This window comes from Rhodococcus zopfii NBRC 100606 = JCM 9919 (assembly GCF_001895025.1).
GTDB classification, from domain to species: domain Bacteria; phylum Actinomycetota; class Actinomycetes; order Mycobacteriales; family Mycobacteriaceae; genus Rhodococcus; species Rhodococcus zopfii.
Genome location: NZ_BCXI01000011.1, coordinates 27563 through 53284, shown reverse-complemented (window position 1 = coordinate 53284; position 25722 = coordinate 27563). Strand labels below are relative to the sequence as shown.

The window sequence follows — 25722 nt, the reverse complement described above, 5'->3', positions numbered from 1 at the left end:
CCGAAAGGGTAACCGCGGAGCCTGGACGCGGCCGGTTTGGTCATCGGCCGTCACATTCGCTACTCTTGCAGGGTTGCCTCGCACGGGTAGCGACAGTTCCTCGTGTTCGCAGGACAAGCATGACAATATCCACTACATAACAAGGAGTTCGCGACATGGCTGCCGTCTGCGACGTATGCGCCAAGGGCCCCGGCTTCGGGAAGTCGGTCTCGCACTCGCACCGGCGTACCAATCGTCGCTGGAACCCGAACATCCAGAGCGTGCGCGCCCAGGTTGCCCCGGGCAATACCCGCAAGGTCAACGTGTGCACCTCCTGCCTGAAGGCAGGCAAGGTCGTTCGCGGCTGATCGAGTAGAGACCGATCGGAAGTACCCCCGGCGTTCCGACGCCGGGGGTACTTCCGTTTTGCCGGATGCGCCGCGGCGGCTAATGTGCCGAAGGTGACCGAAACTCCTGTGACCGACATCTCCGCGCCTGGCACCGGTGCGTCCGCGGCCTCCCCGTCGCACGTCAGCGTGATCGACGGGGTCCTGCGCATCGCCGTGGCGACAGCCGAGAACGGCACTTCCCTTTCCCCTGCCGGAGTCGATCAGGGCACCGCCGCCTTGCGCGCCGCCGGACCCGAGATCCGCGCTGTCCTGCTGGTGGGTGAAGGCTCCAACTTCTGCGCGGGTGGAAACGTGCGCGGATTCGCCGGCGCCGACGACCGCCGTGCGCATGTCGGCGACATCGCCCGCCGCTTCCACGAGTTCGTGCTGGCCCTCGACGCCGTGGGTGTCCCCATCGTCGCCGCGGTACACGGCTGGGCCGCGGGCGCTGGGATGAGCATCGTGCTGCACGCCGACATCGCGCTCGGCGGTCCGTCGACGAAGCTGCGCCCCGCCTACCCGTCCATCGGATACACGCCGGACGGTGGCATGTCCTGGACGCTGCCGCGAGTCGTCGGGATCGCCCGGGCCCGCGAGATGATCCTCACCGACACGGTGCTCGGTGCGGACGAGGCGGTTCGCCTCGGAGTGCTGAGCCGGCTCGTGGCCGACGACGAGATCGAGAGCGAAGCGGTGCGCATCGCGCGGACCCTCGCCAACGGTCCCACCGCGGCCTACGCCGGAATCCGCCGGCTGGTGGGGGATTCCCAGCACCGGACACTCGCGGAACAACTCGACGCCGAACTGGAGTCGATCTCGTCGGCGGCGGTGTCACCGACCGGCATCGAAGGTGCGAACGCGTTCGTGGAGAAGCGCCGACCCGATTTCACGTCCCTCGAACGGGACTGAGCCGCAGCGAGAGCCGGCCCGGTGCGGGGCCGGTGGTCAGGCCAGACGCCAGTCCACCGGCCCGCCACCTTGCTGTTCGAGAAGGGCGTTCGCACGGCTGAACGGCCGCGACCCGAAGAATCCGCGGGATGCAGACAGCGGCGACGGATGCGCCGACTCGACGGTGGGCACACTGCCGAGCATCGGCTTCAGCGTCGCGGCGTCACGCCCCCACAGGATCGCCACCAGCGGTGTGCCGCGCGCGACGAGCGCCCGGATAGCCTGTTCGGTGACGGCCTCCCATCCTTTGCCGCGATGCGAGGCGGGTTGACCCGGTTGCACGGTGAGCACCCTGTTGAGCAGCAGCACGCCCTGCTCCGCCCACGGCGTGAGGTCGCCGTTCGCGGGCACCGGCAGACCGAGGTCCTCGGTGTATTCGCGGTAGATGTTGACCAGGCTGCGCGGTACGGGTCGCACGTCGGGTGCGACGGAGAAGCTCAGGCCCACCGCATGCCCCGGCGTCGGGTAGGGGTCCTGTCCGACGATCAGCACGCGTACCCGGTCGAACGGCTGGGTGAACGCACGCAGCACGTTGCTGCCGGCGGGCAGGTAGCCACGCCCGGCGGCGTTCTCGGTACGCAGGAACTGTCCCATCGCGGCGATGTCGTCGGCGACGGGCGCGAGGGCCCGCGCCCAGCCCGCCTCGACGACCTCGGCGAGCGGTCGCGGCCCGGCCGGTGTGTCCGGATCGGTGAGTTGGTCCGTCACGGATTCCCCTTAGTCGATGCGGCGCAGCGCGGTGCGGTAGTACTCGGCATTCGCCGCGTACATCTTGGCGTTCGCGTCGAAGCTTCCCTCGGGAACCTCGAAGCCGTCGCGGACCTTGGCAGGCACCCCCATCGCCATGCGCCGCGCCGGAAGCTCGAATCGCGGCGGGATCAGCGCACCGGCCGCGACCTGCGCTCCGTCGCCGATGACCGATCCGTTGAGCACCAGCGAGCCGGAACCGATGAGGCAGCCGTCGCCGATGGTCGAACTCTCGATGTGCGCGTTGTGGCCGACCACGCACCGGGCGCCGATGATCGTGGCCTGGATGGCGGTGCAGTGGATGATCGTGCCGTCCTGGATGTTGGTCTCGTCGCCGACGGCGATGTAACCGTAGTCGCCGCGGAGCACGGCCGTCGGCCAGACGGACGCGCGCGCGCCGAGGGTCACGTTGCCGATCACCACGGCATCGGGATGTACCCACGCCTCGGGGTGGATATCGGGAACACGATCGCCGAGCGCATAAACAGCCATGGTCGAAAACCTATCTCGAGAAGCTCTGCCACCCACCGGGGCCCGTGTGGTCGCGGCCGTCGACGGTGACACCCGATCCGGCACGCACCGCGCCGATGCGGTACCAACCCTCGGGAAGCGCCACGTCCGGCGGGAAGCACGCGGCGAGCGCGTGGTCCTCTCCCCCGGTCAGCACCCACTCCCACGGATCCGTGCCCAGGTCTGCGGCGGCGGCACGCAGGTCCTGGCCCGGTTCCAGCAGCCCCGAGTCGATATCGATCGCGACCGCGGACGCGGACGCGATATGTCCGAGGTCGGCGAGCAGACCGTCGGAGATGTCGGTACCGGCGCGCGCACCGGCCCGCGCCGCCGCGACCCCGGCGCGGTACGGCGGGTTGGGGACGCGGTGCGCCTCGACCAGATCGGCGTGTCCGGTGTGACCGGCCAGCAGCAACGCCAGCCCCGCGGCGGAACGCCCGACGGTGCCGGACAGCGCCACCACGTCGCCGGGACGGGCCTCGGTCCGCAACAACGGTGTCCGGCCCTCCAGGTCGCCGAGCACCGTCACCGAGACGATGACCTGATCGGCCTGCACGAGATCTCCGCCGACGACACCTGCCCCCATCGCCTCCGCTGCCTCCCCGAGACCCGTGGAGATCCCTTCGAGCACGTCGACGGGCGTACCGGGCGGACACCCGAGAGCGACGACGAACGCGGTCGGACGGGCACCGAGCGCAGCGACGTCCGCGCCGTTCTGCGCAGCCGCCTTGCGTCCTACCTGCTGCGGACTGGACCAGTCCAGCCGGAAGTGCCTGCCCTCGACGAGCATGTCCGTCGAGATCGCGACCCGGCCGTCGGAAGCGGCGACGAGCGCCGCGTCGTGCCCCGGCCCGACGAGGGTCGTCGCGGGCTGGCTACGGCCGGCGGTCGCGCGGTCGATGACGGGAAATTCGCCGAGTTCGGCGACGGTGGGGCCGGTGCGGTCGGGCACGGTGACAGGTGTCTCCTTCCGGCTCCGACCCAGCGGCCGACGCCTCGGTGTGCACGGATGGTCTCGTCGGACTTGATAGGTTCGGGTCACGCTACCGCCCCCGAAAATGGACCTGATGATCGAATCCGATTCTTCTCCCGAACCCGACGGCACTGCCGACATCCCCGACACCGACGCGACCGATACGGAGCAGGCGCCCGACGAGGAGCGCCGCCATCCCGCACTCCTCGCCACGGCCATCGCACTGCCGGTCGCGCTGCTCATCGGAATCGTCGTCGCCGCGGTGCTCATCGACCGCAAGCCCGTACTGGGCCCGCTGGCCCTGGGGCCGGTGCCTGCACCGAACGCCGAGTCCGCCGAATGCGCGGATCTGCTCACAGCGCTGCCCGAGAAGCTCGGCGACTACACGCGTGCCGAACTCGTCGAACCGGTCCCGGCCGGTACCGCGGCCTGGCAGATCGACGAGGCGGAACCGGTCGTGCTGCGGTGCGGCCTGGATCGGCCCGGCGAGTTCGACGCGGCGGCGGCGCTGCAGGTCGTCGACGGCGTGCAGTGGTTCGAGGTGTCCGGCGCAGCCGAGGGCATCGCCGCGAGCACGTGGTTCGCGGTGGACCGGCCCGTGTATGTCGCGCTGACGGTGCCGAACGGGTCCGGGCCGTCACCGTTGCAGGAGGTCTCGGCCGCGCTCACCGAGGCGTTGCCGCAGCAGCAGATCGATCCGGCGCCGGTGAGCGGGAACTGATCTCACCGACCGGCGCCGGGCACGATCACAGGCGCATGGATCCGGTATCCAGGAACCGCTGGTGGAACGACAGGGCGTCGCCGAGCAGGTGCGGGGTGTGGCCGGCGTCGGCCACCGACTCGGCACGCGCGACGTAGTCGTGCAGTGCGTCGCGGTAGTCGGGATGCGCGCACTTGTCGATGACCACTCGCGAGCGGCGCCGCGGCGACAGCCCGCGCAGATCGGCAAGGCCCTGTTCGGTGACCAGCACCTGGGTGTCGTGCTCGGTGTGGTCGACGTGCGGCACCATCGGCACGATCGAGGAGATGCTGCCGCCCTTCGCGGTGGACGGACTCAGAAACATCGACAGGTAGCCGTTGCGGGCGAAGTCGCCGGAACCACCGATACCGTTCATGATCTTCGTGCCCATGACGTGGGTCGAGTTCACGTTGCCGTAGATGTCGGCCTCGAGCATGCCGTTCATCGCGATGATGCCCAGGCGCCGCACGACCTCCGGGTGGTTGCTGATCTCCTGGGGGCGCAGCACGATGTGCTCGCGGTAGAAATCGATGTTGGAGACCAGTTCGTCGATACCGGCCTCGCTCAGCGCGAGCGACGTCGCCGACGCGAACCGAACGGTGCCGTGCTTGATCAGGTGCAGCATGCCGTCCTGGATGACCTCCGAATAGCAGGTCAGGCCCTTGTGCGGTCCGGCGTCGAGACCCTGAAGCACGGCGTTCGCGACATTTCCGATGCCCGACTGCAGCGGCAGCAGCGAATCGGCGGGCAGTCGGCCGCGGGAGACCTCGTGCTCGAAGAAGTCCAGCACGTGCGAGGCGATCGCCTGGCTGACGGCGTCCGGCGGGGTCAGCCCGCTGGCGCTGTCGCGGGCGTTCGTCTCGACGACCGCGACGACCTTGTCCGGGTCCACCCGGAAGGTGGTCTGCCCGATCCGGTCCTCGACAGCGGTGAGCATGATGGGCTTGCGGTGCGGGGGCAGTGCGGTGCCGTAGTACACGTCGTGGATCCCGGCCATCGCGGTCGGTACCCACGAGTTCACCTCGAGGATGATCTTCTCGGCGACGTCGAGCCAGGTCTTGTTGTTGCCGATCGAAGCGGAGGGGATCAGTTCTCCGGTCTCGGTGATGCCGGAGACCTCGACGACCGCGATGTCGACGTGACCGTAGTAGCCCTCCCACACCTGCTGGGCGACGTGCGACAGATGGATGTCGACGTAATCCATGCTGCCCGCGTTGATGCTGCGGCGGGCCGTCGGCTCGGCCTGATAGGGCATGCGCAGGGAGATGCCGTCGACCTCCGCGAGCATCCGTTCGGTGTCGGACGCCACCGAGGCACCGGTGAGCAGATTCACCGCGAAGTCCGCGCCGGAGGCACGGGACCGGCGGATGCGATCGGCGAGCGCCGGGGTCACCGCCTTCGGGGTGCCCGCGCTCGCGAAGCCACTGATTGCGACGGTGTCACCGGCGTGGATGTGCTGCACTGCCTCCTCGGCGGAGACGATCTTGTTCCGAAACGCGGAGTGGTGAATTCGGTTCGACTCCGACGCGACATCGGAAAGGAGGTGGTGCACGTTCATGCCACTCAGATTAACCGCCGCGAAGAAAGGCCCGTCACATTCTTCCGTCCCGAGGGACACACACCACTGGTGGAGGGTCACGACCGGACAACAGCCGAACCCGCGTAAACTTGTGCCGTGCAATAACTTATGACGCTTGACACTCGGTGCCGCGGCGGTGCCCGGAGGGCTCGCGCCTCGGCACCGCGACCGCGGCTTCCCACGCGCTCGTCGCATCGATGCAACCGTTCGCCGCGCCGGACGGCACGCTCGACGCGGCCCCCGTCGACCCACCCGCGGAATCGGCGACCGGCGTTTGCGTGTCACCCCGTTCCGGCACGATGGTCGGCATGAGTACCGCGACGACGAATCTGCGCGACGAGGCCGAACGACTGCTGCAAGAACTCGCCGGCCCGCACGCGCGCCTGCGCGAGGACCAGTGGACGGCAATCGAGGCACTGGTCGTGCAGCGACGCCGCGCGCTGGTGGTGCAGCGCACCGGCTGGGGCAAGTCCGCGGTGTATTTCATCTCCGCGAAACTGTTGCGGGCGCACGGGCACGGCCCGACGGTGATCGTCTCGCCGCTGCTGGCGCTCATGCGCAACCAGGTGGATTCCGCCGAACGCGCCGGGGTGCGTGCCGCGACGATCAACTCCGGCAATGTCACCGAGTGGGACGAGATCCACGAGCGCATCGCGTCCGGCGACATCGACGTGCTGCTGGTGAGCCCGGAACGGTTGAACAATCCGGATTTCCGCGACCAGGTGCTGCCCGCACTCGCCCGCGACGCCGGGCTCGTCGTCGTCGACGAGGCGCACTGCGTGTCCGACTGGGGCCACGACTTCCGCCCGGACTACCGGCGGATCCGCACGCTCGTCGCCGAACTCGGTGAAGGTATCCCGGTACTGGCCACGACCGCGACCGCGAACGACCGGGTCGTGGCCGATGTGGCGGCCCAACTGGGTGTCGGCGAGGGCACCGGGGAGACGCTCGTGCTGCGCGGCGGCCTGGACCGGCCGTCGCTGCATCTGTCGGTGGTCCGGATCGTCGAGCCCGCCCGGCGCGCGGCGTGGCTGGCCGAGCATCTCGGCGAACTGCCGGGTTCGGGCATCGTCTACGCGCTGACCGTGTCGGCGGCGCAGGATCTGGCGGCGTTGCTCGCCGAGCGAGGCTACGCGGTCGCCGCCTACACCGGGCAGACGGACACCGCCGAACGCGAGCAGCTCGAGGCGGATCTGCTGAACAACCGGGTCAAGGCGCTGGTGGCCACGTCGGCGCTGGGGATGGGCTTCGACAAACCGGATCTCGGTTTCGTGGTGCATCTCGGGGCGCCGTCCTCCCCCATCTCCTACTACCAGCAGGTCGGCCGCGCAGGCCGGTCCACCGACCGCGCCGAGGTCGTGCTCCTGCCGGGCCGCGAAGACCAGCAGATCTGGAAGTGGTTCGCGTCGGTCGCGTTCCCGAGCGAGTCGCTGGTGCGACGGGTCATCGGGGTGCTCGACGTCGATCGTCCGCAGTCGACGCCGGCGATCGAGCCGCTGGTCGATCTGAACAGGTCGCGGCTCGAAATGGTGCTGAAGGTGCTCGACGTCGACGGCGCGGTGCGCCGCGTCAAGGGCGGCTGGGTCGCGACCGGGCAGCCGTGGCACTACGACGCGCCGCGCTATGCCCGGCTCGAGGAGGCCCGCGCCGCCGAGCAGGCCGCGATGCTCGAGTACGAACGCACGACCGAGTGCCGGATGCTGTTCCTGCGCCGGCAGCTGGACGATCCGGAACTCACGGCCACCACCGAGGGCTGCGGCCGGTGCGACAACTGCTGCGGTAGCCGCTGGAGCACCGACGTCGACGAAGCCGGTGTCGCGCAGACCGTGGCGCGCCTGGACCGGCCGGGTGTCGATCTGGCGCCGCGCAAGCAGTGGCCGACGGGAATGGCGAAACTGGGTGTGTCGCTGTCCGGGAGGATCACCGACGGACCCGAACCCGGACGGGTACTTGGCCGTTTGTCGGATCTCGGGTGGGGGCCGCGGTTGCGGGCGCTGCTGGACGGTCCGGACGCCGCGGCCCCGGAGGAACTCATGCGGGCCGCGATCTCGGTGCTCGCGGCGTGGGACTGGGCGCAGCGCCCGGCCGCGGTGATGGCCGTGGAGTCGGAGTCCCATCCGCTGCTGGTCGGCTCGCTGGCGGCGGGCCTGGCCCGCGTCGGCCGACTGCAGGATCTGGGCACCTTGCGGTCCCGGCCGGGACGGCCTCCGGTGACCGCGGCGAACTCGGCCTACCGCATCGCCGCGCTCGTCGATGCGTGGATCCCACCGGACCTCGAGGGGGTGCACGGTCCGGTGCTGCTGGTCGACGCGGTGACCGACACGGGGTGGACGCTGACGATGGCGGCGCGGACGCTGCGCGCGGCCGGCGCCGACGCGGTGCTGCCGTTCGCGCTGGCGAGCCCGAAATAATCGGGCGGGTCACCCCGATCGCTACACGATGTGGCCCATCTCACTCGAGTGTCCTTACCTGCGTGTAATCAGGGGTTCCGAAGTCCGATTTCGGCGACGCACGTGATTTCGGCACGGAGGGTTGTTACGTTGCCATTACTTATGACGCCCGTTACAGAGAGAAGTACCCCGACCCTCGCACCGGCCGAATTGCAGTTCAGGACACCTCGGATCGCAGACGGAATTCGGATGTGGGAGATCGCCCGCGATTCCCAGGTGCTCGACGTCAATTCCGGTTACGCATATGTGCTCTGGTGCCGCGATTACGCGGCGACCTCCGTCGTCGCGGCCGACGAGTTCGACCGGCCCGTCGGGTTCGTCACCGGTTACCGCCGGCCCGAGTCACCCGGCACGTTGTTCGTGTGGCAGGTCGCCGTCGACGAGGATCAGCGGGGACGCGGTGTGGCGGTCAGGATGCTCCACACGCTCCTGGACCGGCTCCGTCCCTGCGGCGTGACCCGCCTCGAGACCACTATCAGTCCGGACAACACGGCGTCGATCGCGTTGTTCACAGCCCTCGCGCAGCAGCGCGACACCCATATCACCCGCACCGATCTGTTCGTGCCGGACGATTTCCCTGATTCACACCTGGCCGAAGATCTCTACACAATCGGCGACTGAAATTCCGGTCCCGATCACAATTCAAAACAGGAGGAGCACACAGAATGACCGTCCTGGAACAGCCTGATATTTCTCGGACCAGCATTTTCGAGACTCTCGAATCCGAAGTCCGCAGCTACAGCCGCTCCTGGCCGGCCGTTTTCGAAACGGCATCCGGATCGTGGCTGCGCGACGAGAACGGCAAGGACTATCTCGACTTCTTCGCCGGTGCCGGTGCCCTGAACTACGGGCACAACAACCCGGTACTCAAGACCGCGCTCGTGGACTACATCATGAACGACGGCATCACCCACAGCCTGGACATGCACACCGTCGCCAAGCGGGAGTTGCTCGAATCGTTCGAGCGCACCATCCTCGAACCGCGCGGGCTGGACTACAAGGTGCAGTTCCCCGGCCCGACCGGAACGAACACCGTCGAAGCCGCGTTGAAACTGGCCCGCAAGGTGACCGGCCGTGAATCGATCATCAACTTCACCAACGCTTTTCACGGCATGACTCTCGGTGCCCTGTCGGTGACGGGCAACTCGATGAAACGCGCGGGCGCGGGCGTGCCGCTGGTCCACGCGACCCCGATGCCGTTCGACGGCTACTTCGACGGCTCCACCGAGGACTTCCACTGGTTCTCGCGCGTCCTCGACGATTCGGGCAGCGGTCTGAACCGGCCGGCCGCGGTGATTGTGGAGACCGTGCAGGGCGAGGGCGGCGTCAACGTCGCACGCCCGGAGTGGCTGCGCGCGCTCGCCGACCTGTGCACCGAGCGCGGCATCCTGCTCATCGTCGACGACGTGCAGATGGGCTGCGGCCGTACCGGCCCGTTCTTCTCCTTCGAGGCCGCGGGCATCACGCCGGACATCGTGACCCTGTCGAAGTCGATCGGCGGCTATGGACTTCCGCTGGCACTCACCCTGTTCAGGCGCGAACTGGACGTGTGGGGTCCCGGTGAGCACAACGGCACGTTCCGCGGCAACAATCCCGCGTTCGTGACCGCGCGGGCCGCGTTCGACCACTACTGGTCCGACGATCGCCTCGAGCGCGACACCCTGCGCAAGGGCGAGCGGATCCGTCAGACGTTCATGAACCTGGCGACGATGTTCGACGGTGTGTCCACCCGCGGTCGCGGCCTCGTCCAGGGCCTGGTGTTCGACGACCCGAGCGACGCGCAGAAGGTGTGCGCGTTCGCCTTCGAGGAGGGACTGCTCGCGGAGACCGCGGGACCGTCCGACGAGGTCGTCAAGCTGCTGCCGCCGCTGACCATCACCGACGACGAACTCGAGTACGGGCTCAACATCATCGCCGAGGCCACCGCGAAGGTCTGCGCCTGATCGCGTCCCGCCCGCGCGGCTTCTCCGCGCAACTCTTTACAGCAGAGGATATTTCATGATCGTACGCACCACCGAGGGGATCACCGGCACCGAACGCGACGTCGAGGCCGAGAACGGGAACTGGCGCAGCAAGCGCATCGTGCTCGGCGGTGACCGCGTCGGGTTCTCGTTCCACGAAACGACCATCGAAGCGGGCACCGTCAACGAATTCCACTACGCGAACCACGTCGAGGCGGTGTGGCTCGTCGAGGGCACGGGCACGCTCACCGATCTCGAGACCGGCAGCGTGTACCCGCTGGCGCCGGGCACGATGTACCTGCTGAACGGTCACGAGCGGCATCGCGTCGAGCCGGATACCCGGATGCGGATGCTGTGCGTGTTCAATCCGCCCGTCACCGGACGGGAAGTCCACGACGAGAACGGCGTCTACCCGCTCGTCGAGGTCGTCTGAGCACCCGGCACGAGATGACCCGGGGCGGGCGCGCGAATAGAGTCGAGACCATGACCTTCACGCGTCCGCCCCGCATCGCCGTCGGCCCCGATCCGGACGAATTGTTCGACCGGGCGGTCGTGCGGGGCGGCGGCGTGCCGTGTCGGCTCGACGAGCAACCGGACGCGCTGGTGTGGACCGGCGGTCCCGCCGGGTTTCCGGAACTGCTGCCCGAGTCGGTGCGCTGGGTGCAGTTGCCCGCTGCGGGCGTCGAGGAGTGGTTCGCGGCCGGGACCGTGAAGGCGCATCCGCAGGTGACCTGGACCTCCGCGGCCGGCGCCTATGCCGCGACGGTCGCCGAGCATGCTCTGGCGCTGCTCCTGGCCGGGGTGCGGGCGCTGCCCGCCCACCTGGCCGCGTCGTCGTGGACGCCGACGGAGTTCTACCCCAAGCTCGGCACGCTGCGTGGCGCGGTCGTCGGCATCATCGGCGCCGGCGGCATCGGCCGGGCCCTGATCCCGATGCTGGCCGGGATCGGCGCGCAGTCGCTGGCGGTGACCCGCGCCGGCCGCCCGGTACCGGGCGCCGCCGAAACCCTCCCCGTCGACCGGATCGACGAACTCTGGTCCGCCGCAGATCATTTCGTGGTCGCCGCGCCTGCGACCGCGAAAACCGTGCGACTCGTCGGTGCCCGCCAGTTCGCGGCGATGAAGCCCACGGCATGGGTGATCAACGTCGCCCGCGGATCACTCGTGGACACCGACGCGCTCGTCGACGCGCTCTCCACCGGCGCGATCGCCGGTGCAGGTCTCGACGTCACCGATCCCGAACCCCTCCCGGACGGCCATCCCCTGTGGTCGCTGCCGAACGTGATCATCACCCCGCACGATTCGAACCCGCCCGCCCTGCGGGTGCCCGCCTTCGCCGAACATGTCGTCGAAAATGTCACCCGCTTCGCGTCCGGCGCCGAACTCGCCGCGATCATCGATTCCAGCGCGGGTTACTGACCCGGTTCGGCGAGACCGGCAGCCTCGTCCCGTTCCGCCCACTCCAGCAGCGGATCGAGCGCGAACACCGCGTCGTCGATCCCCGCGTGCAGATCGCCCAGTTCCGCGAACCGGTCCGGGACCGTGCGGATCGTGAGGTCGCGAGGGTCGACGTGGTCGATCTCGTCCCACGTGACCGGTGTCGAGACCGTCGCCTCCGGAACCCCGCGGACCGAGTAGGCCGCGGCGATCGTGTGGTCGCGGGCGTTCTGGTTGTAGTCGACGAACAGCTTCGTGGGGTCCCGGTCCTTGCGCCACCACGTGGTGGTGACGTCCTCCGGGACACGCCGTTCGACTTCCCGCGCGAACGCGAGCGCGGCCCGGCGCACGTCCCCGAACTCCCACCGCGGGTCGATCCGCACATACACGTGCAGGCCCTGACCACCGGATGTCTTCGGCCACCCGGTCGCCCCCAGCTCGTCGAGCACCTCGTGCACGACACCCGCGACACGCCGCACGGTGCCGAAATCGCACTGCGGCATCGGATCCAGATCGATGCGCCACTCGTCGGGACGTTCGACGTCCGCACGGCGCGAGTTCCACGGATGGAACTCGACCGTGGACATCTGCACTGCCCACACCACGTCCGCGAGGTGGGTGACGCACAGTTCGTCGGCGTACCGGTCGTAGCGCGGGAAGTGGACCTGCACGGTCTGCACCCAGTCGGGAGCGCCGCGCGGCAGCCGCTTCTGGTGCACCTTGTCGCCGGCGAGCCCGTCCGGGAAGCGGTGCAGCATGCACGGCCGCTCCCGCAGCGCCCGCACGATGCCGTCGCCGACCGCCAGGTAGTAGCGGGCCAGGTCCAGCTTCGTCGCGCCCGTCTGCGGAAAGTACACGCGGTCCGGATGGGACAGGCGCACGGTGCGGTCGCCGACGACCAGTTCGACGGCGTCGGACGACTTGCCGGTCGGTGCCATCGGTCCATTGTGTTCACTGTCGGCGGCGCGCGGGACGGAACGCGCGGATCGGGTCGCGCTACCGTGGACGGCGTGATCGACGAATTGCACTCGCTGCTGGCCGGGCGTCGGGTCGCGGTTCTCACCGGCGCCGGGCTCAGCACCGATTCCGGCATCCCGGATTATCGGAGCCCGGCCTCTCCCCCGCGTAACCCGATGACATTCCAGCAGTTCGTCGGCGATCCGGTGTTCCGCCGCCGCTATTGGGCGCGCAATCACGTCGGCTGGCGCCACATGGACGCCGCCCGCCCCAACGACGGGCATCGCGCGCTCGCCGCACTCGAGCACCGCGGCACGGTGCTCGGAGTGATCACCCAGAACGTGGATCTGCTGCACACCAAGGCCGGCAGCCGCCGCGTCGTGGACCTGCACGGCACCTATGCGCAAGTGCGCTGCCTGGCCTGCGACCATCGCATCTCACGGTTCACCCTCTCCGAACTCCTCACCGAGGCCAACCCCGGATTTCTCGAACATGTCCGGGCGACAACGGGTTCGGAGGTCGCACCGGACGCCGACGCGGTGGTCGCGAACACCGACGAGTTCCGGGTCGTCGACTGTGTGCAGTGTGGTGGCATGCTCAAACCCGACATCGTGTACTTCGGCGAGTTCGTGCCCGGCGACCGCGTCGAGCGGGCCTTCGCGCTCGTCGAGGAGGCCGACGCGCTGCTCGTGGCGGGCAGTTCTCTTGCGGTGCAGTCCGGGCTGCGTTTTGTGTGGAAGGCCGCCGCGGATGGTAAACCGATCGTGATCGTCAACCGCGGGCAGACCCGCGGCGACCGCTTCGCGGACATGCGGGTCGACGCCGGCTGTTCGGAAACCCTCGCCGCCCTGGCCGCGACACCGCTACGGGCCGCGTCCTGAACGGACAGTCCCGAACGGGACCCTAGAGGCGCGCCAGGTCGTCGGCGTGCACCACGGGCCGCTGCAGATCCGGCGGGAGCTGCTGCGTCGAGAAACCGATCATGAAATCCAGTTCGCTCGCGTCGTACGCGACGACGCCGCGCGCCACGGTCCGACCGTCCGGCCCGACCAGCCCGACGACGTCCCCGGCGTGGAACGATCCGCTCATCCCTGTGACGCCCGCGGGCAGCAGCGACCGCCGGCGTTCGACGACGGCGCGGACCGCCCCGGCGTCCAGGTGCAGTTCGCCGTGGGTGTCGGCGGCGTGCCGCACCCAGAACGTGCGGGCGGACATGCGATTCGGGCGGGCCGAGAACGCGGTGCCGACATCCGCGGCGGTGAGTGCCCGATCGGCCCGAGCCGCGGCGGTGAGCAGCACCGGCACACCCGAGTCGGCCGCCAGTCGGGCCGCGGACAGTTTCGATGCCATCCCCCCGGTGCCGAGCGCGCCACCGGATCCGGCGACCACCCCGTCGAGGTCCTCGGGGCTGGTGACCTCGGGGATCAGCGTGGCGTTGCCTTTGCGGGGATCGCCGTCGTAGAGACCGTCCACGTCCGAGAGCAGGATCAGCGCGTCGGCACCCACGAGATGCGAGACGAGCGCGGCGAGCCGGTCGTTGTCGCCGAACCGCAGTTCCGTGGTCGCGACCGTGTCGTTCTCGTTGACGACCGGAACGGCGTGCAGGGCGCGCAGCCGGTCCAGGGTGCGCTGCGCGTTGCGGTGCTGGGTGCGGCGGGCGATGTCGTCGGCGGTGAGCAGCACCTGGCCGACGGTCCGTCCGTAGCGGGCGAAGGACGTGCCCCACGCGTGGGCGAGCGCAAGCTGGCCGACGCTGGCCGCGGCCTGCTTGGTGGCCAGGTCGCGGGGACGGCTGGTCAGCCCGAGCGGGGCGAGACCGGCCCCGACCGCGCCGGAGGACACGACCGTGACGTCGGACCCGGCCCGCATGCGGGCCTCGATCGCGTCGACGAGCCGATCGAGGCGGTCACGGTCGAGGCCACCGACGACGCTGGTGATGGCCGACGAGCCGATCTTGACGACTACGCGACGTGCTGAAGCGATGACCTCACGGGTGTCGCTCACGGTGGATCTGGCCTGCCTTTCGGGTGTGCGCCGATCTAGAACTCGTCGTCGTCGGTGGCGAGACCACGACGCACCTTCTTCGCGTGGCGACGCTCGGATGCGCCGACGCGGTCGACCTGGTCGAGGCGGGCATCGGTGCCGCGGCCGGTCGGCACGATGTCGACACCGGCCTGCGTCTGCGGTTCCCATTCGAAGCTGACGTCGCCGATGGTGACGTAGCAGCCCGGTTCGGCGCCCTGCTTGACCAGTTCGTCCTCGACGCCGAGACGCGCGAGCCGGTCGGCGAGGTAGCCGACGGCCTCGTCGTTGTCGAACGCGGTCTGCCGCACCCACCGTTCCGGCCGGGTGCCGCGGACGATGAAGCCGCCGGGGGTCTCCGGGTCGGCGATGACGCTGAAGCCGGATTCGTCGCGGGCGACGGGCCGGATGACCGGGCGCTTCGGCGCAGCCGCCGGATGCGCGGCCCGGTAGTCCTCGACCATCCGGGCCAACGCGAACGTCAGCGGACGCAGACCGTCGCGGCTGACCGCGGAGATGGTGAACACGGGCCACCCGCGGGCTTCGAGTTCCGGGGTGACGAATTCGGCGAGTTCCGCGGCGTCGGGCACGTCGGCCTTGTTCAGGATGACGATGCGGGGCCGGTCGGCGAGGTCACCGAGGCTGCTGTCCCCCGACAGCGCCGGCTGGTAGGCGGAGAGTTCCGCTTCGAGGGCGTCGATGTCGGAGATCGGGTCGCGGCCCGGCTCGAGGGTCGCACAGTCGACGACGTGCGCGAGCACCGCGCAGCGTTCGATGTGCCGCAGGAAGTCCAGGCCCAGGCCGCGGCCTTCGCTCGCGCCCGGTATCAGACCGGGTACGTCCGCGACGGTGAAGGTGGTGTCGCCCGACTGCACGACCCCGAGGTTCGGCACCAGCGTGGTGAACGGGTAGTCGGCGATCTTCGGCTTCGCCGCGGACAGCACCGACACCAGCGACGACTTGCCCGCAGACGGGAATCCGACGAGGCCCACGTCGGCGACCGATTTGAGTTCGAGGACGAGGTCGCGTTCCTCGCCTTCCTCGCCGAGCAGGGCGAAGCCGGGGGCCTTGCGGGCCTTCGACGCGAGCGCGGCGTTGCCGAGACCACCGCGGCCGCCCTGCGCCGCGACGAACCGGTTGCCGACGCCGATGAGATCGGCGAGCACCTTGCCGTCGGAGTCGAGGACGACGGTGCCGTCGGGCACCTTGAGCACGAGGTCGCCGCCGTTGGCGCCGTCGCGGTTGCTGCCCGCGCCCTGTGCCCCGTTGGTGGCTTTGGCGTGCTGATGGAAGTGGAAGTCGAGCAGCGTGTGCACGTTGCCATCCACTTCGAGGATCACGTCGCCGCCGTTGCCTCCGTTACCGCCGTCGGGGCCGCCCAGCGGCTTGAACTTCTCTCGATGGACGGAGGCGCAACCGTTGCCGCCCTTGCCGGCGCTGACGTGCAGCACCACCCGGTCGATGAAGCGGGACATGGGTGGACCTCTCTCCGTCCGGAAAAACCGGTGACATTCGAAATCGGGGTGAAACGAAAACAGTAGGGGCGGACCGGGGTATACGACCCTGGTCCGCCCCTACTGGGAGTATGTCGCGAGGAAGACCTCGCAGAGTCCGAATCGGACGGCAGATCAGGCGTCTGCCGCGACCGGAACGATGTTCACGGTCTTACGACCGCGCTTGGTACCGAACTCGACCGAGCCGGTAGCCAGGGCGAACAGCGTGTCGTCGCCGCCGCGTCCCACGTTCACACCGGGGTGGAAATGGGTGCCACGCTGACGCACGAGGATCTCGCCGGCGTTGACGGCCTGGCCGCCGAAACGCTTGACGCCGAGTCGCTGCGCGTTCGAATCGCGACCGTTACGGGAGCTGGATGCACCCTTCTTGTGTGCCATGACGAACCCTCCTGGGGTTGAAGCTGGAAGTTCGAGTTACTTGATGCCGGTGACCTTGACGACCGTCAGCTTCTGACGGTGGCCCTGGCGCTTGTGGTAACCGGTCTTGTTCTTGAACTTGTGGATGCGGATCTTCGGGCCCTTGGTGTGCTCGACGATCTCACCGGTGACCGAGACCTTCGCCAGCTTGTCGGCGTCGGTGGTCAGCGCGGACCCGTCGACGACGAGGACCGGAGCAAGCGAGACAGCCGTGCCGGGCTCACCCTCGATCTTCTCGACCTTGACGAGGTCGCCCTCAGCGACCTTGTACTGCTTACCGCCGGTCTTGACGATCGCGTACGTTGCCATCGGACGGCTACCCCTTGCTAATTCGAACGTGCTCGCGCCACGGTGTGCAGCGCGACTGGTCTGTGTGGTTGCTGACTCGGAGCCCGCAGTCTTGCCCGATTTCTCGGTTTCCCGGAATCCAGGCGCAGCTGGGCTGTATCGCGAGTAGCGACTGTGCAAGATTACGGGAAGGTGACTGCCAGGGTCAAACCGGCGACACCGACTGTGTCGGACACCCCCCGACGCCTACCGCGGACCCTGCACGGCCTCCGGCAGACACCGGTCACCGGCCCGCACACGGCAGGCCGGTGACCGATCCCTCATGCTTCGGCGTCGACCGGCGGACCCGCGGGCCGGCCGGCGGCGCGGCGTCGGCGAGGCCGGCGTTCCACGACCGCGGTCGCGGCGTCCCCGTCGCCGGCTGCGGCGGCCGGTGCGGGTGCTGCCGCGGGTGCCTCGGCGACCGTAGGCGTCGGAATGACGAACACGGTGCCGGCGCTTTCGCTGTCCCCGGTCGGCGCGGCAGCGGCGCGGGAAACCCGGCGGGCGCGACGCCGGCGCGGCGGCTCAGGCTGCTGGGCATCCTGTTGCCGGGTTTCCGGCTCGTGCGCTGCCCGCCCGCTTTCGGCCACCCCGACCTGCTCGGCCGGCTCCGCGTCCACCACGGCCCCGGCGACAGGCTCGGCCGTCGTCTCCGTGCCGGCAACCGGCGCCGAGTCGGCAGCGACCGACTCCTCGGCGACCGCCGGTTCCGGCGTGTGCGCGGCGCCCGCCTCGGCAGCATGCTCGCCGTCCGCCTCGGCAACGTGCCCGGCGTCTTCCTCGGTGGCATGGTGGGCGGCCATCGCCAGCGCGACCGGGTGCGCCCGGCGGGCGGCGGCCTCTTCCGGTGTCGGATGGTGCTGAGCCTCGGGTTCCGCCGCCGGCTGGTGCTCTGGTGGCTGCTGCAGCTCCTGGCCGGCCCCGCGATCACGGCTGCGCTTGCGACGTGAGCCGCTGCCCTCGCTCTTCGAGCGGCCCGAATCCTCGGCCGGCTTCGATTCGATCGGGTCGGAATGAACGATGAGGCCGCGCCCGTGGCAGTGCTCACACGTGGTCGAGAATGCCTCGACCAGGCCGGTACCGAGCCGCTTGCGGGTCATCTGGACCAGACCCAGCGACGTGACCTCGGACACCTGATGACGGGTGCGATCGCGTCCGAGCGCCTCGGTGAGGCGACGCAGCACCAGGTCGCGGTTCGATTCGAGCACCATATCGATGAAGTCGACGACGATCATGCCGCCGATGTCGCGCAGCCGCATCTGCCGCACGATCTCCTCGGCCGCCTCCAGGTTGTTGCGGGTGACCGTCTCCTCGAGGTTGCCGCCGGCACCGGTGAACTTACCGGTGTTGACGTCGACGACCGTCATGGCTTCGGTGCGGTCGATGACCAGCGTGCCGCCCGACGGCAGCCACACCTTGCGGTCGAGGGCCTTGGCGAGCTGTTCGTCGATGCGGTGGGCGCCGAACACGTCGACGCTGCCCGAGTTGCTGTACTGCTCCACGCGCGGCAGAAGATCCGATGCCACGGTGCGGATGTAGTTCTCGACGGTGCGCCAGGACTTGTCGCCCTCGATGACGAGCTTGGAGAAATCCTCGTTGAACAGGTCGCGGACGACCTTGACGAGCAGGTCCGGCTCCTCGTACAGCGTCTTGGGCTGGCCGGACGACTCCGATTTCGCCTTCGCCGCCTGCTCCTCGACGGCGGCCCACTGCGTCTGCAGCCGGGTCACGTCACGCGAGAGCTCTTCCTCGCTGACGCCCTCGGCGGCGGTGCGGATGATGACCCCGGCCTCGGCGGGGACGATCTCACGCAGGATCTCCTTGAGACGCTTGCGTTCGGTGTCCGGCAGCTTGCGGCTGATGCCGGTCGACGAACCGCCCGGCACGTACACCAGGAATCGACCCGCGAGGCTGATCTGTGTGGTCAGGCGGGCACCCTTGTGTCCCACCGGGTCCTTGCTGACCTGCACGACGACCTGGTCGCCGGGCTTGAGCGCCTGCTCGATCTTGCGGGAGTTGCCGCCGAGACCCGCGGCGTCCCAGTTGACCTCACCGGCGTACAGGACGCCGTTGCGTCCCCGGCCGATGTCGATGAACGCGGCTTCCATTGAGGGGAGCACGTTCTGCACGCGACCCAGGTAGACATTGCCCACCATGGAGGCCGAATTGGCGCTGGTCACGAAGTGCTCGACGAGGATGCCGTCCTCGAGTACCGCGACCTGGGTCATGCCGGCGTGCGCACCGTCGGTCCGCTCCCGCACGACCATGACGCGGTCGACCGATTCGCGGCGGGCGAGGAACTCGGATTCGGTGAGGATCGGCGGGCGCCGGCGTCCGGCCTCCCGGCCGTCGCGGCGACGCTGCCGCTTCGCTTCCAGTCGCGTCGATCCGCTGATGCCCTGGACCTCGTCCTTGACGGCACGGGTCTTGCTACGCGGTTCACGCTCGTGGATGACGGTGGGGACGGAATCGTCCTCGGCGGTGTCCGCGGTCTCGCTGCCCTTGCGGCGACGGCGACGGCGACGGCGCCGCGAGGTGCCCTCACCCTGCTCGTCTTCGGCCGCGCTCTCCTCCGATTCGGCGGACTCCTCCTCGGCCTCGGCGGTCGTGTCGCTCTCGGCGGCCGGGGTCTCGGTTGCCTCTGCCGCCGGCTCCGACTCGGCCGGCGCCTCGCCGGCTTCGGTGTCCTCGGTGGATTCGCCCTCGGCGGTCTCACCGCGACCGCGACCGCGGCCACGACGTCCACGCCGCCGACGACGGGGATGTTCCTCGTCGCTCTCGTCGGTGACCTCGGCGGGCTCTCCCTCGACGAGGGTCTCTTCGGTCTCTTCGGTCTCGGCGACCGGTTCGGCCGGCATCTCGGCGCCGCGACGGGTGCGGCGACGACGCGGGGTGCTCTCGGCGGGGGGTGCCAGCTCGGGCTGCAGGAACAGCGGGGCTTCGAAGACCGGTTCGGCCGCGGCCGCCGGCTGCGGAACGTCGAACAGCGGCGTGTCCTGCACGGGAGCGGTGAACAGGGAACCGGGACCGGCGAGCTGCGGTTCGGGGGCCGCCTCTACCTGTGATTCGGGCTCGGCCGGCGCTTCCGGCGCGGCTTCGGGCTCGGCGGGTGCTTCCGGCGCGGCTTCGGGCTCGGCCGGTGCTTCCGGCGCGGCTTCGGGCTCGGCGGGTGCTTCCGGCGCAGGCTCGGGTTCAGGCTGCGCGGCAGGCGCGGTCTCCTCGGTCGCCGACACCGGTGCGACCAGCGCGTCCCGTATCTGTTCGGCAGCGTCACGGTGAAGGGTCGAGTGTGCGCTGCGCAACTCGTGGCCGAACTCGGCCGCCTTCGCGATGACCTGCTTGCTCGTCAATCCGAGCAGCTTGGCGAGGGCGTGCACGCGAATCTTCGCGGGCAGCTCCGCTGCGGCTTCGGTGGAATTGTTGTCCGGCGGCACTTGATCTGCCACGTAAGTCTCCTAAGACCCCCGGGCGCGTCCATCGCCGTAGTCGGCGATGTGACGCGGCCACGCGGGGGCGCAGCTTGTGTGCTCGCGCCCTCTGGCGCGAGATCTCCGGTCTCGCATCACGCGGCCGTCCGGTGCCCGTTTTCACTGCACGGTCGAGCGATGCCTGGCTTGATCGCGAGTCGAGCGCCGGAACATCCAGCATGTCGCCGAGCGAGGTGTCTCCTGCGTTTCTCGGCCACAGCGATGTCGGGCATCGATCCGTGATGTCGTCGGCTGTTCCGCACTCGTTCGTCCGGAGCAACCTTGCCCAGTATCCCACATGGGGATGCCGGGATACGCCAACGGCGCCCCGAAGGGCGCCGTCGACTCGTGTCACCTCGTTGAGTGACTAGGCGTTCGCGAGCTCCGGGAACCACAGTGCGATCTCGCGCTCGGCGGATTCGACCGAGTCGGAGCCGTGCACGAGGTTCTCTCCCGCGTCGAGGCCGAGGTCGCCGCGGATCGAGCCGGGAACGGCCTTCTCGACCGGGTCGGTGCCGCCGGCGAGCTGCCGGAATGCCGCGATCGCGCGCGGCCCCTCGAGCACCGCCGCGACCAGCGGGCCACCGGTGATGAACTCGATCAGCCCCGGGTAGAAGGGCTTACCCTCGTGTTCGGCGTAGTGTGCCCCGGCGACCTCTTCGGTCGCGGTGCGCATCTGCAACGCCACGATGCTGAGGCCCTTGCGCTCGATACGCGAGAGGATCTCTCCGACATGACGGCGTGCGACGCCGTCGGGCTTGATCAGTACCAGTGTCCGTTCAGTCACGCCGAACAGCGTAGAGGTTCAGTCGCGCTGCCCCGGGAGCAGACCCCGCGCCTCTCGCTCCTTGATGTCTTTGCGCAGGTAGAGCAGGTACGCCCAGACCACCGAGAACAGTACGCCCACGGCCCCGAGCGCCGGGTCGATGAGGAAGCCGAGCAGCGTCAGCACCTGCAGACCCAGGTTGAACGGGATCGCCCACGAGCGACCCTGCACGCCCGCGCCGAGGAACATCAGCACGGCCAGCACGACGATGTAGGTACCGGAGAACGCGGTCAGGCCCCCGCCGACGGCGGCGACGACCGGCAGTACGAGCAGCACGACGATCGCCTCGAGCACCAGGGTGCCGGCCATGACCCCGCGGAAGCCCTTCCACGGGTCCTTCACCGGGGGCCGGATCTCGGGGTCCTGCCCGTCCGGGTTTTCGTTGCTCACGCGGGGTCCTTTCCGAACAGACTGCGGGCGGCACCGGCAGTGACCACCGATCCGGTCACCACGACGCCTGCTCCCGATACTGCCTCACCGGGCTCGGCGACCTCCTCGGCGATCGCGATCGCCGTCTCGATCGCGTCGGGCAGTGTCGCGGCCGTCACCACTCGCTCGTCGCCGAACCGGGCGACGGCGAGGTCAGCGAGGTCGTCGACGTCCATGGCGCGCGGCGACCCGTTGTGGGTGACCACGATCTCGTCGAACACCGGTTCGAGAGCCTCGAGCAGACCCCGGACGTCCTTGTCGGCCATGACCGAGACCACACCGACAAGCTTGCGGAAGTCGAACTCGGCGGCCAACGCGGCGGCGAGCGCCTGCGCGCCGTGCGGGTTGTGGGCGGCGTCGAGGAACACCGTCGGCGCGCTGCGCACCCGCTCCAGCCGGCCGGGATTCACCACCGACGCGAACGCCTCGCGCACGGCGTCGACGTCGAGCTGCCGGTCCGGTCCGGCACCGAAGAACGCTTCGACCGCGGCGAGCGCCAGCGATGCGTTGAACGCCTGGTGCTCGCCGTGCAGCGGCAGGAAGATGTCGCTGTACACACCGCCGAGTCCCTGCAGCTCGAGTTGCTGGCCGCCGATGGCGACCTGCCGCTGCAGCACGGTGAACTCCGAACCCTGCCGCGCCACGGCGGCGTCGGACTCGACCGCCTGGCGCAGCAGTACCTCCATCGCCTCGGGTTCCTGCTGCGCGATGATCGCGACCGTCTCGCGCGGCGCCAGGTCGTCGGGGCGGGCCGGCTTGATGATCCCGGCCTTCTCCGCCGCGATCTCGTTGAGGGTGTCGCCGAGGTAGCCGGTGTGATCGATGCCGACGGGCGTGATCACCGCGACCTGGCTCTCCACGACGTTGGTAGCGTCCCAGCGGCCGCCGAGACCGACCTCGACGACCGCAACGTCGACCGGAGCGTCGGCGAACGCGGCGAACGCCATCGCGGTGGTGACCTCGAACTTGCTCATCCGGGGACCGCCCACCGCCTCGGACTGCTGGTCGATCATCCGCACATACGGCTCGATGTCGCGGTAGGTGTCGACGTACGTGCGCGGCGAGACCGGCACGCCGTCGATGCTGATCCGCTCGGTCGCCAACTGCAGGTGCGGGCTGGTCGTGCGGCCCGTGCGCCGGTGCATGCGGGTCAGCAGCGCGTCGATCATCCGGGTCACCGACGTCTTGCCGTTGGTGCCGGCGACGTGGATGACCGGATAGCTGTGCTGCGGGGACCCGAGCAGGTCCATGAGCGCGGCGATCCGGGTCAGCGACGGCTCGATCTTCGTCTCGGGCCAGCGCTGGTCGAGTTCGGCCTCGACCAGCGCCAGCTCCGCGAGATCCACCGGGGACGGTTCCCCGGGACGTTCGGTGCTCACGCCTGCCCCAGCTCCGCGAGCCGAGCGGTGAAGCGGGCGATCTCCTCCTCGGCGATCTGCTTGCGCGCGGTGATCTTCTCGACCACCGGTGCGGGGGCCTTCGCCAGGAACGCCTCGTTGCCGAGCTTCGCGGATGTGCCGGCCAGTTCCTTCTCGGCCACCGCGAGATCCTTGCGCAGGCGCGCGATCTCGGCGGCGACGTCGATGGTGCCGGAGGTGTCGAGCTCGACCGTGACGGTCGCGCGGGACAGGCGCACCTCGACGGACGCGGTCGCGGCGAAATCGTCCTCGGGGTCGGTGAGGCGGGCCAGCGAACGCACCGCCGGGATCTGCGAGGCGAGGTCGGCGGCGTCGATCTCGGTGATGCGCGCGGCGACCTTCTGCGACGGCTTGAGCCCCTGGTCGCTGCGGAAGCGGCGGATCTCGGTGACGAGCTTCTGCATGTCCTCGATGCGGCGGGCCGCGTCCGAGTCGGCTGCCACCCCGCTCGCCGTGGGCCACGACGCGACGACCAGCGACGCCCCGCCGGTGAGCACCTTCCACAGGGTCTCGGTGACGAACGGGATCACCGGATGCAGCAGGCGCAACAGCGAATCCAGCACGGCGCCGAGCACGGCACGGGTGTGTGCGGGACGGTCGCCGTCCTCGGCGAACTGCACCTTGGCGAGCTCGAGGTACCAGTCGCACACCTCGTCCCACGCGAAGTGGTACAGGGCCTCGCACGCCTTGGAGAACTCGAACTTCTCGAACGCCTCGTCGACCTCCGCGCGAACCTGCTCGAGCCGGTCCAGGACCCAGCGATCGGCGTCGGTGAGGTCGCCGCGCGCGGGCAGCTCCGCCACGACGGCACCGTTCATCAGCGCGAACTTGGTCGCGTTGAACAACTTGTTGGCGAAGTTGCGCGAGGACTGGGCGTGGTCCTCCCCGACCGCGAGGTCGCTACCCGGGTTCGCACCGCGCGCGAGGGTGAAGCGCAGGGCGTCGGCGCCGAAGCGGTCCACCCAGTCGAGCGGGTCGATGCCGTTGCCGCGGGACTTCGACATCTTCTTGCCGAACTGGTCCCGGACCAGTCCGTGCAGGAACAGGTCGGTGAACGGGACCTTGCCCAGCCCCTCGTCGCCGGAGACGTAGGTACCGAACATCATCATCCGGGCGACCCAGAAGAACAGGATGTCGTACCCGGTGACGAGAACGCTGGTGGGATAGAACTTTTCGAGCTCGGGGGTCTTCTCCGGCCAGCCCATCGTGGAGAACGGCCACAGGCCCGAGGAGAACCATGTGTCGAGCACGTCGGGGTCCTGCTCCCAGCCCTCGGGGGCGGTCTCGTCCGGCCCGAAGCACTCGACCTGACCGTCGGGGCCGTACCAGATCGGGATGCGATGCCCCCACCACAGCTGCCGGGAGATGCACCAGTCGTGCATGTGGTCGACCCACGCAAACCAGCGCGGTTCCTGGCTGGCGGGGTGAATCACCATGTCGCCGTTGCGAACCGCGTCGCCAGCGGCCTTCGCGAGCGATTCGACCTTGACCCACCACTGCATCGACAGGCGGGGCTCGATGGTCTCACCGGAGCGTTCGGAATGGCCGACGCTGTGCAGGTAGGGACGCTTCTCGGCGACGACGCGACCCTGCTCGGCGAGAGCTTCGCGGATCTTCACCCGGGCCTCGAAGCGGTCCATACCGTCGAAACGCGTTCCGCTGTCGGCGATCTTGCCGGCCTTGTCCATGATGGTGGGCATCGGCAGGTTGTGCCGCAGACCCATCTCGAAGTCGTTGGGATCGTGCGCCGGAGTGATCTTCACGGCGCCGGTCCCGAACGTGGGGTCGACGTAATCGTCGGCGATGACCGGGATCTGCCGCTCGGTGATCGGGTGGTAGATCGTGGTTCCGACGAGGTGCTTGTACCGCTCGTCGTCGGGGTGCACCGCGACGGCGGTGTCGCCGAGCATCGTCTCGACACGGGTGGTCGCGACGACAACGTGCGGTTCGTCGTCGTTCAGGGAGCCGTAGCGCAGAGAGACGAGTTCACCCTCGACCTCCTCGAACTTGACCTCGATGTCGGAGATCGCGGTCTGCAGCACCGGCGACCAGTTCACGAGGCGCTCGGCGCGGTAGATGAGGCCGTCGTCGTACATCCGCTTGAAGATGGTCTGCACGGCGCGGGACAGGCCCTCGTCCATGGTGAAGCGGTCGCGGGACCAGTCGACGCCGTCGCCGATGCGGCGCATCTGGCCCTGGATGGTGCCGCCGGACTCGCGCTTCCAGTCCCACACCTTGTCGATGAACAGTTCGCGGCCGAAGTCTTCCTTCGCCTTCCCGTCCACCGCGAGCTGCTTCTCGACGACGGTCTGGGTGGCGATGCCGGCGTGGTCCATGCCGGGCAGCCACAGCGTCTCGAACCCCTGCATGCGCTTGCGGCGGGTCAACGCGTCCATCAGGGTGTGATCGAGCGCGTGGCCCATGTGCAGGCTGCCGGTGACATTCGGCGGCGGCAGCACGATGGAATAGCCGGGCTTGTCGCTCGTCGGATCGGCACGGAAGTACCCGGCATCTACCCAGCCCTGGTAGAGATCGGCCTCGACAGCGCTGGGGTCCCAGCTCTTGGGGAGGGCGTCGGCGGGATTCTGCGGGTTCTCTGGCGCACTGGTCACCAGGTAATCCTAAGGGCC

The 25722-nt window shown here is 69.2% G+C and carries 23 protein-coding genes; 9 read left to right on the top strand and 14 right to left on the bottom strand.

Going from position 1 to position 25722, the window contains the following annotated elements:
* The first annotated feature begins 155 nt into the window (after positions 1–155).
* Together rpmB and RZ1_RS07945 are read left to right on the top strand one after the other, a co-directional pair.
* A complete protein-coding gene (gene rpmB, locus RZ1_RS07950) occupies positions 156–347 on the top strand; it encodes a 50S ribosomal protein L28 (RefSeq protein ID WP_003939060.1) in 192 nt (63 codons plus the stop codon).
* A 117-nt stretch (positions 348–464) separates the two neighbouring features.
* Positions 465–1277, top strand: a complete 813-nt coding sequence (locus RZ1_RS07945) for an enoyl-CoA hydratase/isomerase family protein (RefSeq protein WP_072810999.1) — start codon at positions 465–467, stop codon at positions 1275–1277.
* A gap of 36 nt (positions 1278–1313) precedes the next feature.
* On the opposite strand, the gene RZ1_RS07940 is transcribed toward RZ1_RS07945, so the two are convergent.
* The 3 genes from RZ1_RS07940 to RZ1_RS07930 are packed head-to-tail and all read right to left on the bottom strand — an operon-like array spanning position 1314 to position 3525.
* A complete protein-coding gene (locus RZ1_RS07940) occupies positions 1314–2024 on the bottom strand; it encodes a uracil-DNA glycosylase (protein ID WP_072810768.1) in 711 nt (236 codons plus the stop codon).
* Between the two features lie 9 nt (positions 2025–2033).
* A complete protein-coding gene (locus RZ1_RS07935; protein WP_072810766.1) occupies positions 2034–2555 on the bottom strand; it encodes a gamma carbonic anhydrase family protein in 522 nt (173 codons plus the stop codon).
* A gap of 10 nt (positions 2556–2565) precedes the next feature.
* Positions 2566–3525 (bottom strand): thiamine-phosphate kinase, encoded by a 960-nt coding sequence (locus RZ1_RS07930; RefSeq protein ID WP_072810764.1) that lies wholly within the window; start codon positions 3523–3525, stop codon positions 2566–2568.
* 115 nt (positions 3526–3640) lie between these two features.
* On the opposite strand from RZ1_RS07930, the gene RZ1_RS07925 reads away from it, so the two are divergent.
* Entirely contained in the window at positions 3641–4267 is a 627-nt protein-coding gene (locus RZ1_RS07925; protein ID WP_072810997.1) for a DUF3515 domain-containing protein, read from the top strand.
* Between the two features lie 25 nt (positions 4268–4292).
* Here RZ1_RS07925 and scpC read toward each other — a convergent pair whose 3' ends face one another.
* Complete coding sequence (gene scpC / locus RZ1_RS07920; protein ID WP_072810762.1) at positions 4293–5843, bottom strand: succinyl-CoA:acetate CoA-transferase ScpC; 1551 nt, start codon at positions 5841–5843, stop codon at positions 4293–4295.
* 329 nt (positions 5844–6172) lie between these two features.
* On the opposite strand from scpC, the gene RZ1_RS07915 reads away from it, so the two are divergent.
* The 5 genes from RZ1_RS07915 (at position 6173) to RZ1_RS07895 (ending at position 11694) form a co-directional block, all read left to right on the top strand.
* Complete coding sequence (locus tag RZ1_RS07915) at positions 6173–8275, top strand: RecQ family ATP-dependent DNA helicase (RefSeq protein WP_072810996.1); 2103 nt, start codon at positions 6173–6175, stop codon at positions 8273–8275.
* 141 nt (positions 8276–8416) lie between these two features.
* Positions 8417–8935 carry a diaminobutyrate acetyltransferase gene (gene ectA, locus RZ1_RS07910; RefSeq protein WP_072810761.1) on the top strand — a complete coding sequence of 173 codons (519 nt, stop codon included), beginning with the start codon at positions 8417–8419 and terminating at the stop codon, positions 8933–8935.
* Positions 8936–8979: 44 nt separating this feature from the next.
* Positions 8980–10257, top strand: coding sequence for a diaminobutyrate--2-oxoglutarate transaminase (gene ectB / locus RZ1_RS07905; RefSeq protein WP_072810759.1), 1278 nt, complete (start codon positions 8980–8982; stop codon positions 10255–10257).
* Between the two features lie 55 nt (positions 10258–10312).
* Complete coding sequence (locus tag RZ1_RS07900) at positions 10313–10708, top strand: ectoine synthase (RefSeq protein ID WP_072810757.1); 396 nt, start codon at positions 10313–10315, stop codon at positions 10706–10708.
* Positions 10709–10758: 50 nt separating this feature from the next.
* On the top strand, positions 10759–11694 hold the full coding sequence (locus RZ1_RS07895; RefSeq protein WP_072810755.1) for a D-isomer specific 2-hydroxyacid dehydrogenase family protein: 936 nt from the start codon (positions 10759–10761) through the stop codon (positions 11692–11694).
* Here the strand turns inward: RZ1_RS07895 and ligD are convergent.
* Positions 11688–12650, bottom strand: a complete 963-nt coding sequence (gene ligD / locus RZ1_RS07890) for a non-homologous end-joining DNA ligase (protein WP_072810753.1) — start codon at positions 12648–12650, stop codon at positions 11688–11690. The genes RZ1_RS07895 and ligD overlap by 7 nt on opposite strands.
* Positions 12651–12722: 72 nt before the next feature.
* On the opposite strand from ligD, the gene RZ1_RS07885 reads away from it, so the two are divergent.
* Positions 12723–13550, top strand: coding sequence for an NAD-dependent protein deacetylase (locus tag RZ1_RS07885; RefSeq protein ID WP_072810994.1), 828 nt, complete (start codon positions 12723–12725; stop codon positions 13548–13550).
* A gap of 22 nt (positions 13551–13572) precedes the next feature.
* Here RZ1_RS07885 and proB read toward each other — a convergent pair whose 3' ends face one another.
* The 9 genes from proB to RZ1_RS07840 form a co-directional block, all read right to left on the bottom strand.
* Positions 13573–14673 carry a glutamate 5-kinase gene (proB, locus tag RZ1_RS07880; protein ID WP_072810751.1) on the bottom strand — a complete coding sequence of 367 codons (1101 nt, stop codon included), beginning with the start codon at positions 14671–14673 and terminating at the stop codon, positions 13573–13575.
* A gap of 35 nt (positions 14674–14708) precedes the next feature.
* Positions 14709–16166, bottom strand: coding sequence for a GTPase ObgE (obgE, locus tag RZ1_RS07875; protein WP_072810750.1), 1458 nt, complete (start codon positions 16164–16166; stop codon positions 14709–14711).
* A 153-nt stretch (positions 16167–16319) separates the two neighbouring features.
* Entirely contained in the window at positions 16320–16583 is a 264-nt protein-coding gene (rpmA, locus tag RZ1_RS07870; protein ID WP_072810748.1) for a 50S ribosomal protein L27, read from the bottom strand.
* 36 nt (positions 16584–16619) lie between these two features.
* A complete protein-coding gene (gene rplU, locus RZ1_RS07865) occupies positions 16620–16931 on the bottom strand; it encodes a 50S ribosomal protein L21 (RefSeq protein ID WP_072810747.1) in 312 nt (103 codons plus the stop codon).
* Between the two features lie 299 nt (positions 16932–17230).
* The gene (locus RZ1_RS07860; RefSeq protein WP_072810745.1) at positions 17231–20398 is read right to left on the bottom strand and encodes a translation initiation factor IF-2 N-terminal domain-containing protein; all 3168 of its coding nucleotides are present in this window, start codon (positions 20396–20398) and stop codon (positions 17231–17233) included.
* A gap of 388 nt (positions 20399–20786) precedes the next feature.
* Complete coding sequence (ndk, locus tag RZ1_RS07855; RefSeq protein WP_072810744.1) at positions 20787–21206, bottom strand: nucleoside-diphosphate kinase; 420 nt, start codon at positions 21204–21206, stop codon at positions 20787–20789.
* An 18-nt stretch (positions 21207–21224) separates the two neighbouring features.
* Positions 21225–21554, bottom strand: coding sequence for a DUF4233 domain-containing protein (locus RZ1_RS07850; RefSeq protein WP_083583587.1), 330 nt, complete (start codon positions 21552–21554; stop codon positions 21225–21227).
* A 77-nt stretch (positions 21555–21631) separates the two neighbouring features.
* Entirely contained in the window at positions 21632–23053 is a 1422-nt protein-coding gene (gene folC, locus RZ1_RS07845) for a bifunctional tetrahydrofolate synthase/dihydrofolate synthase (RefSeq protein WP_072810740.1), read from the bottom strand.
* A complete protein-coding gene (locus RZ1_RS07840; RefSeq protein WP_174565176.1) occupies positions 23050–25707 on the bottom strand; it encodes a valine--tRNA ligase in 2658 nt (885 codons plus the stop codon). Before RZ1_RS07840 ends, folC begins: the two co-directional genes overlap by 4 nt.
* Positions 25708–25722 lie beyond the last annotated feature (15 nt).

Bases quoted from the DNA above. Each gene is read 5' to 3' on its own strand.
- RZ1_RS07915 (WP_072810996.1), top strand. From the start codon at position 6,173: ATGAGTACCGCGACGACGAATCTGCGCGACGAGGCCGAACGACTGCTG.
- RZ1_RS07850 (WP_083583587.1), bottom strand. From the start codon at position 21,554: ATGGCCGGCACCCTGGTGCTCGAGGCGATCGTCGTGCTGCTCGTACTG.
- ectA (WP_072810761.1), top strand. From the start codon at position 8,417: ATGACGCCCGTTACAGAGAGAAGTACCCCGACCCTCGCACCGGCCGAA.
- rpmB (WP_003939060.1), top strand. From the start codon at position 156: ATGGCTGCCGTCTGCGACGTATGCGCCAAGGGCCCCGGCTTCGGGAAG.
- scpC (WP_072810762.1), bottom strand. From the start codon at position 5,843: ATGAACGTGCACCACCTCCTTTCCGATGTCGCGTCGGAGTCGAACCGA.
- RZ1_RS07895 (WP_072810755.1), top strand. From the start codon at position 10,759: ATGACCTTCACGCGTCCGCCCCGCATCGCCGTCGGCCCCGATCCGGAC.
- RZ1_RS07900 (WP_072810757.1), top strand. From the start codon at position 10,313: ATGATCGTACGCACCACCGAGGGGATCACCGGCACCGAACGCGACGTC.
- rpmA (WP_072810748.1), bottom strand. From the start codon at position 16,583: ATGGCACACAAGAAGGGTGCATCCAGCTCCCGTAACGGTCGCGATTCG.
- obgE (WP_072810750.1), bottom strand. From the start codon at position 16,166: ATGTCCCGCTTCATCGACCGGGTGGTGCTGCACGTCAGCGCCGGCAAG.
- ligD (WP_072810753.1), bottom strand. From the start codon at position 12,650: ATGGCACCGACCGGCAAGTCGTCCGACGCCGTCGAACTGGTCGTCGGC.
- RZ1_RS07925 (WP_072810997.1), top strand. From the start codon at position 3,641: ATGATCGAATCCGATTCTTCTCCCGAACCCGACGGCACTGCCGACATC.
- RZ1_RS07935 (WP_072810766.1), bottom strand. From the start codon at position 2,555: ATGGCTGTTTATGCGCTCGGCGATCGTGTTCCCGATATCCACCCCGAG.
- ectB (WP_072810759.1), top strand. From the start codon at position 8,980: ATGACCGTCCTGGAACAGCCTGATATTTCTCGGACCAGCATTTTCGAG.
- rplU (WP_072810747.1), bottom strand. From the start codon at position 16,931: ATGGCAACGTACGCGATCGTCAAGACCGGCGGTAAGCAGTACAAGGTC.